The 8,423-nt window shown below is 73.9% G+C and carries 6 protein-coding genes; 5 read left to right on the top strand and 1 reads right to left on the bottom strand.

Going from position 1 to position 8,423, the window contains the following annotated elements; all coding sequences use genetic code 11:
• Nucleotides 1–2,888, top strand: a 2,888-nt coding sequence (locus AA75_RS19735) for a S8 family serine peptidase (RefSeq protein WP_033821442.1), incomplete at its 5' end; no start/stop codon positions are given.
• On the opposite strand, the gene AA75_RS19730 is transcribed toward AA75_RS19735, so the two are convergent.
• A complete protein-coding gene (locus AA75_RS19730) occupies nt 2,829–3,254 on the bottom strand; it encodes a GtrA family protein (protein WP_033821441.1) in 426 nt (141 codons plus the stop codon). The two genes, AA75_RS19735 and AA75_RS19730, sit on opposite strands and share 60 nt — an antisense overlap.
• 149 nt (nt 3,255–3,403) lie before the next feature.
• Between AA75_RS19730 and AA75_RS19725 the strand changes: the two genes are divergently transcribed.
• From AA75_RS19725 to cimA, 4 genes are all read left to right on the top strand, one after another.
• The gene (locus AA75_RS19725) at nt 3,404–4,441 is read left to right on the top strand and encodes a 3-isopropylmalate dehydrogenase (RefSeq protein ID WP_033821440.1); all 1,038 of its coding nucleotides are present in this window, start codon (nt 3,404–3,406) and stop codon (nt 4,439–4,441) included.
• Nucleotides 4,442–4,583: 142 nt separating this feature from the next.
• Nucleotides 4,584–5,696 (top strand): branched-chain amino acid aminotransferase, encoded by a 1,113-nt coding sequence (locus tag AA75_RS19720; RefSeq protein ID WP_033821439.1) that lies wholly within the window; start codon nt 4,584–4,586, stop codon nt 5,694–5,696.
• A gap of 93 nt (nt 5,697–5,789) precedes the next feature.
• Nucleotides 5,790–6,353: a Uma2 family endonuclease gene (locus AA75_RS19715; RefSeq protein ID WP_033821438.1), complete on the top strand. Its 564-nt coding sequence runs from the start codon at nt 5,790–5,792 to the stop codon at nt 6,351–6,353.
• A gap of 323 nt (nt 6,354–6,676) precedes the next feature.
• Nucleotides 6,677–8,290, top strand: coding sequence for a citramalate synthase (cimA, locus tag AA75_RS19710; protein ID WP_033821437.1), 1,614 nt, complete (start codon nt 6,677–6,679; stop codon nt 8,288–8,290).
• The last annotated feature ends 133 nt before the right edge of the window (nt 8,291–8,423 follow it).

Here is an 8,423-nt window from a genome sequence, read left to right as displayed (position 1 = left end):
TCGCCCTGCCGGGCGTCCGGGCGGTCCACCCGATCACCCTCAAGCAGCGCGCCAACTCCTACTCGGTGCCGCTCACCGGCGCCCCGCAGGTGTGGTCGCCGGCGGCGGGCGAGGGCAACACCGGGCGCGGGGTGCGGATCGGCGTGATCGACTCCGGGATCGACTACACCCACGCCGACTTCGGCGGCCCCGGCACCGAGGCCGCGTTCAAGGCCGTCGACGGCGCCAGGCCGGCCCCGGCCGCGCTGTTCCCCAACGACAAGGTGGCCGGCGGCCGGGACCTGGTCGGGGACGACTACAACCCCGACCCCTCCGCCGAGCACTCGCAGCCCGAGCCGCACCCGGACGCCAACCCGATCGACTGCGCGCTCAACGGGCACGGCACCCATGTGGCCGGCACCGCGGCCGGCTACGGCGTCGCCGCGGACGGCCGCACCTACCGCGGCCCGTACCGGCCCGGGCTGGACCCGGCCGGCTTCAAGGTCGGCCCGGGCGCAGCGCCCGAGGCGCAGCTGTACGCGATCCGGGTGTTCGGCTGCACCGGCTCCACCGACCAGCTCGCGCAGGCCCTCGACGTGGCCGCCGACCCCGACGGCGACGGCGACCTGTCCGACCGGCTGGACGTGGTCAACCTCTCGCTCGGCAGCTCCTTCGGCGACCCCGCCGACGCCGACGCGCTGGCCGCCGACCGGCTCGCCGAGCTCGGCACCGTGGTGGTCGCCGCGGCCGGCAACGAGGGCGACGTGTACGCGATCGGCGGCAGCCCCGGGATCGCCCCGCGGGTGATCGCGGTGGCCGCCTCGGTCGACCAGCACACCGACGCCGACGGCATCCGGGTGCTGGCACCGGCGGCGCTGGCCGGGCTGGTCCCGGCCCACTGGAGCGCCCAGTACCGGGAGTGGTCCACCGCTGACGTGAGCGGCGAACTCGCGCGGCCGGCCGACCAGAGCGACGGCTGCACCGCCTTCACCCCGGCGGACGCGGCCCGGCTCAAGGGCCGGGTGGCACTGCTGACCTGGCGGACCAAGGACGCGGACCGGGCCTGCGGCTCGGCGGCCCGGGCCGACCACGCGGCCGACGCGGGCGCCCTCGGCGCGCTGTTCGCGGCCGACGGGGACCACCTGGGCGAGCTGGCCGGCGACGACCGGGTGCCGGTGGCCATCCTGGCCCGGGCCGACGGCGAGCGGCTCACCTCGGCGCTGGCCGAGGGCCCGGTGCGGGTGCAGCTCGCGGTGCCCGGCGACGCCCTGCGCGGCTCGGTCGCCCAGGAGCAGCCGCAGCGGGTGGACACCCTGACCTCGTTCACCTCCCGCGGGATCGGTCTGCCCGGCCTGGTCAAGCCCGACCTGGCGGCCCCGGGCGAGACCATCTGGTCGGCCCGCGCGGGCAGCGGCACGGCCGGCATCCGCGAGGACGGGACCTCGATGGCGACCCCGCACATCGCGGGCCTGGCGGCGCTGGTGCGCGCCGCCCACCCGGACTGGTCGGTCGAGGAGGTCAAGGCGGCCCTGATGAACACCGCCGGGGACACCTGGCTCGGGGACGGCCACGGCGGCCCGGTGTACGGGCCGGAGCGGACCGGCGCCGGCCGGGTCCAGGTGGACCGGGCGGTGCGGACCCCGGCCGTGGCGTACGCGGCGGGGGAGGGGGCCGTGCCGGGCGCGGTCGGGCTGTCCTTCGGGCCGGTCGCGGTCTCGCGGCCGACCGAGACGGTCCGCGAGGTCGAGGTCCGCAACCTCGGCGACACCCCGGTCAGCTACACCACGGGGTACCTGGCCGCGACCGGGCTCGCGGGCGCCTCCTTCGAGCCCAGCCCGGCCCGGGTCGACGTCCCGGCGGGCGGCACGGCCCGGGTCCGGGTCGCGCTGCGGGTCCCCGGGCAGGTCGAGCGGCAGCCCGACCCGACCATCGACACGCTGCAGGGCGGCCGGGCCCGCGGGTACCGCGGCGAGCTGTCCGGCCGGCTGCTGCTGACCCCGGTGTCCGGTGACGCGCCCGAGCTGCGGGTGCCGCTGTTCGCGGCGGTGCGGGCGGCCTCCGACCTGACGGCGGGCCTGCAGCTGAAGTCGGCCCGGCAGGGCTCCACGCTGCTGGCGCTAGGCGGCACCGGTGCCCCGTCCACGGCCGGCGCCCTGGTCAGCGCCTTCCAGCTGGGCGGCGAGGGCGAGCGCTGGCCCGACTGCCCGGCCGCGGGGCTGTGCGTCGACGCGCCGTCCGAGCGGGCCGCGAACCTGCGGGCGGCCGGTGCGGCCAGTGACGCCCCGGCGGTCGGCGGTGACCCGCTGGCCCACGGCACGCTGTACCTGGCGGCGGCGCTGTGGGCGCCGGCCGCGACCCCGGCGGCGCAGTTCGGCGTCCGGGCCTCGCTGGACACCGACGGTGACGGCCGCACCGACGCGGTGGTCAGCGCCGACCGGCTGCGCGGCAGCGACGTCCTGGTGGCCCGCACGGTGGACGCCAGGACCGGCCGGGAGCTGGACGTCCAGCCGCTGAACGCCCGCTGGGGTGACAGCGACACCGGTCTGCTCGACAGCGACACGCTGGTGCTGCCGGTCCGGCTGGCCGCGCTGCCGGGGCTGAGCGCCTCGGCGGCCCGGATCCGGTACGGGCTGTGGACCGGCTTCGCCCTCGGCGGGGTGCCCAGCGCGGCCGACGCGCTGTCCTCGATCGGGCTGCAGGGGGAGCGGCCGACCCTGTCGATCGACGTGCTGCACCCGGCGCTGGACGTCCGCAGCCCGGCCGACGGACCGGCCGCCATCGCCGCCCCGGCGGGCCCGGGCACGGTGCTGGACGTCCGCAAGGGCCCCGGCGGTGACACCGCCCGGCTGCTACTGGTCCACCACCTCAACCCGGACGGGCGCCGGGCCCAGCTGGTCTCCCTGCGGTGATCCGGCGGCCCGGCCGGTCAGCACCAGCCGGGTCAGCAGGAAACTGACCGGGATCGCGCCCGCGGCGACCACCGCGGGCGCGATCCGCTCGTCCAGGCCGCACCACTGCACCAGGGCGAACAGGCCGGCCGTCTGCAGCAGGTAGTTGGCCAGGTTGGGCAGCGGGAAGAGCAGGAACTTCCGCCAGGTCGGCCGGGTGCGGTAGGTGAAGTAGGTGTTCAGGAAGAACGACCCGACCATGCTGAGCAGGTACGCCACGCTGAACGCCGCCAGGTACGGCAGCGCCGGGTGGAGCAGCCAGAACAGCGCCAGGCAGCTGCCGGTGTTCACGGCACCGACCAGCCCGAACCGGATCAGCTGCCACATCCGTCTGTCCTCCGCCGCTCGCCCACCGCTTCCGCCAGGCCGCACTGTAGGCACACCCGGCCGGCCGGCACCAACCGCCCACTGCCGGGAATGTCCGAATGGCGGACACGGGATGTCAGCCCATGGGACGCGGGAGTAGGGTCACGAGCATGTCTCGCACCCTTCGCCTCGCAGTGATCCCCGGTGACGGTATCGGCCAGGAAGTGGTCGCCGAGGGCCTCAAGGTGCTCAGCGCCGTCCTCCCCGCCGACGTCAAGCTGGAGACCGCCGAGTACGACCTCGGCGCCCGCCGCTACCACCGCACCGGCGAGACCCTGCCGGACAGCGTGCTGGCGGAGCTGAAGGGCCAGGACGCGATCCTGCTCGGCGCGATCGGCGACCCGAGCGTGCCGTCCGGCGTGCTGGAGCGGGGCCTGCTGCTGAAGCTGCGGTTCGCCTTCGACCACCACATCAACCTCCGCCCGGGCAAGCTCTTCCCCGGCGTGAGGTCCCCGCTGGCCGGCGACCCGCAGATCGACTTCGTGGTGGTCCGCGAGGGCACCGAGGGCCCGTACGTCGGCAACGGCGGCTCGCTGCGCACCGGCACCGAGCACGAGGTGGCCACCGAGGTCAGCCTGAACACCGCGTTCGGCATCGAGCGGGTGGTCCGGGACGCGTACCGCCGCGCCGCCGCCCGCCCGCGCAAGAAGCTCACGCTGGTCCACAAGAACAACGTGCTGGTGCACGCCGGTCACCTGTGGACCCGGATCTTCGAGCAGGTCGGCCAGGAGTTCCCCGAGGTCACCACCGACTACCTGCACGTCGACGCGGCGACGATCTTCTTCGTCACCCAGCCCGAGCGGTTCGACGTGATCGTCACCGACAACCTGTTCGGCGACATCCTGACCGACCTGGCCGCGGCCGTCACCGGCGGCATCGGCCTGGCGGCGAGCGGCAACATCAACCCCTCCGGCGCCTTCCCGTCCATGTTCGAGCCGGTCCACGGCTCGGCCCCGGACATCGCCGGCCAGGGCAAGGCCGACCCGACCGCCACCGTGCTGTCGGTCGCCATGCTGCTGGAGCACCTCGGGTACGCCGACGAGGCCGCCCGGGTCGAGGCCGCCGTCGCGGCCGATCTGACCGAGCGCTCCGGCGCCCGTACCACCTCCCAGGTCGGCGACGCGCTCGCCGCCCGAGTATCCGGCTGAGGCGCCGGAGCACGACGGGACAGCCCTCCGGCTGTTCGGCACGGCCCTCTGGATGCGAGTATCGACAGTGGGCCGTGCCGTCGTGCGTTCGATCACCGGCGGTGGCGGCCCAGCCCTACCCCACGGTGAAGGACAGACAGCCATGAGTACGCCCACCCAGGCGCCCATCACGTTCGACCTCAAGCCCACCGCGCACCCGCTGTCCGACGCGGAGCGCGAGGCCCGGCTGGCCAACCCCGGTTTCGGGCGGGTCTTCACCGACCACATGGTGACCATCCGGTGGACCGACGGCCTGGGCTGGCACGACGCCCAGCTGACGCCCTACGCGCCGCTGGAGATCGACCCGGCCAACATGACCCTGCACTACGGCCAGGCGATCTTCGAGGGCCTGAAGGCCTACCGCCAGGCCGACGGCTCGATCAGCACCTTCCGCCCGGAGGCCAACGCCAAGCGCTTCCAGGACTCGGCCCGCCGGCTGGCGATGCCCGAGCTGCCGGTCGAGACCTTCGTCGAGGCCGTCGAGCTGCTGGTCCAGCAGGAGCAGAACTGGGTGCCGAACGAGGCCGAACAGAGCCTCTACCTGCGGCCGTTCATGTTCGCCACCGAGGTGGGCCTGGGTGTGCGCCCGGCCAACTCCTACCTCTTCATGATCATCGCCTCGCCGGCCGGCGCCTACTTCCCCGGCGGCATCAAGCCGGTCTCGGTCTGGCTCTCCGAGGAGTACGTGCGCGCCGCCCCCGGCGGCACCGGCGCCGCCAAGTGCGCGGGCAACTACGCCGCCTCCCTGGTCGCCCAGGCCCAGGCCGCCGCCAAGGGCTGCGACCAGGTGGTCTGGCTCGACGCCGCCGAGCACCGGTGGATCGAGGAGATGGGCGGCATGAACCTGTACTTCGTCTTCGGCGAGGGCGAGGACGCGAAGATCGTCACCCCCGAGCTCTCCGGCGCGCTGCTGCCCGGCATCACCCGCGACTCGCTGCTGCAGCTGGCCGCCGACCTCGGCTACGGGGTCGAGGAGCGGAAGATCTCCACCGACGAGTGGAAGCAGGCCAACGCCGACGGCACCCTGACCGAGGTCTTCGCCTGCGGCACCGCCGCCGTGATCACCCCGGTCGGTTCGGTCAAGTCCGCCCGCGCCGACTGGACCGTGGGCAAGGGCGAGCCCGGCCCGGTCACCATGGAGCTGCGCAAGGCGCTGCTCGCCATCCAGGGCGGCCAGGCCCCGGACACCCACGGCTGGCTGCACAAGATCGTCTGACCCGTCACCGGGCGTCCCGCACCGCCGGGACGCCCGGCTCGGTAACCTCGAAGTGCCCCGCTCGTTGAGCCGTGCGGACCTGAAGGAGGGGCTGTGAGCGCGCTGACGCACGACTTCGCCGAAACCTGGAACGACCAGGACGGAGACCTCCTCGACGCATTCCTGGCCCTGGACACCCCGGAGGGTTTCAAGGCCGAGCTCATCGAGGGGGAGATCGTCGTGACACCACCGCCGGACGGGGACCACGAGACCGCGATCGGCCGGATCGTCCGGCAGGTATTCGAGCACTGCCCTGACGTCGACTTCGCGGGCGGCAAGGGCCTGATCGTGCCGAGCGGCCGCTACATCCCGGACGGCACCTTCACTGCGGCCGACGCCATGCTGGGCCGGGAATCCTGGTCCAAGCCGGACGGTGTCCTGATGGTCTTGGAGGTGACCTCCAGCCGGCCGGGCAAGGACCGCGAGGCCAAGCGGCTCGGCTACGCGGCCGCCGGCATCCCGCTCTACCTGCTGGTCGACCGGCAGGCGAACCGGCTCGTGCTGCACAGCGACCCGGCCCGAGGGGACTACGCCACCACCACCGCGGTGCCGGTCGGCACGCCGCTACCGCTCCCCGTGCCGTTCGGTTTCGAGCTGGCGACCGACCGGCTGACCTGAGGCGTTTCGCATCGCGAGACGCCGGGGCCGGGATGCGGTCGGTGTGCCAGACTGCAAGCGTGTCCTCGCTCTCGCTGATTATTAGCAGCAGGCGCGCCGGTCCGCAGTGACCGCTCCCGCAGTACCCGAATGCGGAGCGACCACCAGCGTCCAGACCCGCGCGCAGACCTCTCGCACCCGCGAGGGGTCTTTTGTTTTGCCCGGACCGGCCGGAGCCCCCACGAGGGGCCGAGGGACACCGGGTGCGCGCGGGATGCTGGACAGTGGAGCCGGACTCCCACCCGGCAACAGCAGTAACTCCATCGAACGGAGAACCCAGGGCCATGACCGAGGCCAGCAACAGCCGACCCAACGACAGCTTCCACCTGTTCGACACCACGCTGCGCGACGGCGCCCAGCGCGAGGGCATCAACCTCACCGTCGCGGACAAGCTGACCATCGCCCGGCACCTGGACGACTTCGGCGTCGGCTTCATCGAGGGCGGCTGGCCGGGCGCCAACCCCCGCGACACCGAGTTCTTCGCCCGGGCCGCCGCCGAACTCGACCTGCACCACGCGCAGCTGGTCGCCTTCGGCGCCACCCGCCGGGCCGGCGGCAAGGCCGCCGAGGACCCCCAGCTGGCCGCCCTGGTCAACTCCGGGGCCCCGGTGGTCACCCTGGTCGCCAAGTCGCACGACCGGCACGTCGAGCTGGCCCTGCGCACCACCCTCGACGAGAACCTGGAGATGGTCCGCGACAGCGTCACGTACCTGCGCGCCCAGGGCCGCCGGGTCTTCATCGACTGCGAGCACTTCTTCGACGGGTACCGGGCCAACCCCGAGTACGCCCTCGCGGTGGTGCGCACCGCCCACCAGGCCGGCGCCGAGGTGGTGGTGCTGTGCGACACCAACGGCGGGATGCTGCCCGCGGGCGTCCGGGAGACGGTGGCCGAGGTGCTGGCCCGCACCGGGGCACGGCTCGGCATCCACGCCCAGGACGACACCGGCTGCGCGGTCGCCAACACGCTGGCCGCCGTCGACGCCGGCGCCACCCACGTCCAGTGCACCGCCAACGGCTACGGCGAGCGGGTCGGCAACGCCAACCTCTTCCCGGTGGCCGGGGCACTGGAGCTCAAGTACGACCGCCGGGTGCTGCCCGAGGGCCGGCTGGCGGAGATGACCCGGATCTCGCACGCCATCGCCGAGGTGGTCAACCTGGCGCCCTCCACGCACCAGCCGTACGTGGGATTCTCGGCGTTCGCGCACAAGGCCGGCCTGCACGCCTCCGCGATCAAGGTCGACCCGGACCTGTACCAGCACATCGACCCCGAGCGGGTCGGCAACACCATGCGGATGCTGGTCTCCGACATGGCCGGCCGGGCCTCGATCGAGCTCAAGGGCAAGGAGCTCGGCTACGACCTGTCCGCCGATCGCGACCTGGTCGGCCGGGTGGTCGCCAGGGTCAAGGAGCAGGAGAACCTCGGCTACACCTACGAGGCGGCCGACGCCTCCTTCGAGCTGCTGCTGCGCGACGAGGTGCGCGGCAGCCGGGAGCGGTTCTTCGCGCTGGAGTCCTGGCGGACCATCAGCGAGCAGGGCCCGCACGGCACGGCGGGCAACGAGGCCACCGTGAAGGTCTGGGCCAAGGGCGAGCGCAAGGTCGCCACCGGTGAGGGCAACGGCCCGGTGGACGCCCTCGACAAGGCGCTGCGGGCGGCCCTGGAGCCGATCTACCCGCAGCTGGCCGGCCTGGAGCTGGTCGACTACAAGGTCCGCATCCTGGAGGGCCAGCATGGCACCGGCTCCAAGACCCGGGTGCTGGTCGAGTCCACCGACGGCAGCGCCACCTGGTCCACGGTCGGGGTCGCCGACAACGTGATCGCGGCCTCCTGGCTGGCGCTCGACGACGCCTACACCTACGGCCTCATCCACGCCGGGCTGGACCCCGCGCAGGGCTGAGCCGGGACCGGCCGGACCCCGGGGCCCGCGGACCGACGACGGTTCCGCGGGCCCCGGCCGTCTCCGGGCGGGGCCGGCGGGTCAGCGCAGCCTGGCGAGGAGTGGGCCCCTCCTCACCGGAGGCGGGCGAGGA

Origin of the sequence: Kitasatospora sp. MBT63, from assembly GCF_000710465.2 — a bacterium.
Classification (GTDB): domain Bacteria; phylum Actinomycetota; class Actinomycetes; order Streptomycetales; family Streptomycetaceae; genus Kitasatospora.
This window is presented reverse-complemented; position numbering and strand designations above follow the sequence as displayed.

Coding starts and splice junctions, on each gene's coding strand:
- AA75_RS19730 (WP_033821441.1), bottom strand. CDS start 3,254: ATGTGGCAGCTGATCCGGTTCGGGCTGGTCGGTGCCGTGAACACCGGC.
- AA75_RS19725 (WP_033821440.1), top strand. CDS start 3,404: ATGTCTCGCACCCTTCGCCTCGCAGTGATCCCCGGTGACGGTATCGGC.
- AA75_RS19720 (WP_033821439.1), top strand. CDS start 4,584: ATGAGTACGCCCACCCAGGCGCCCATCACGTTCGACCTCAAGCCCACC.
- cimA (WP_033821437.1), top strand. CDS start 6,677: ATGACCGAGGCCAGCAACAGCCGACCCAACGACAGCTTCCACCTGTTC.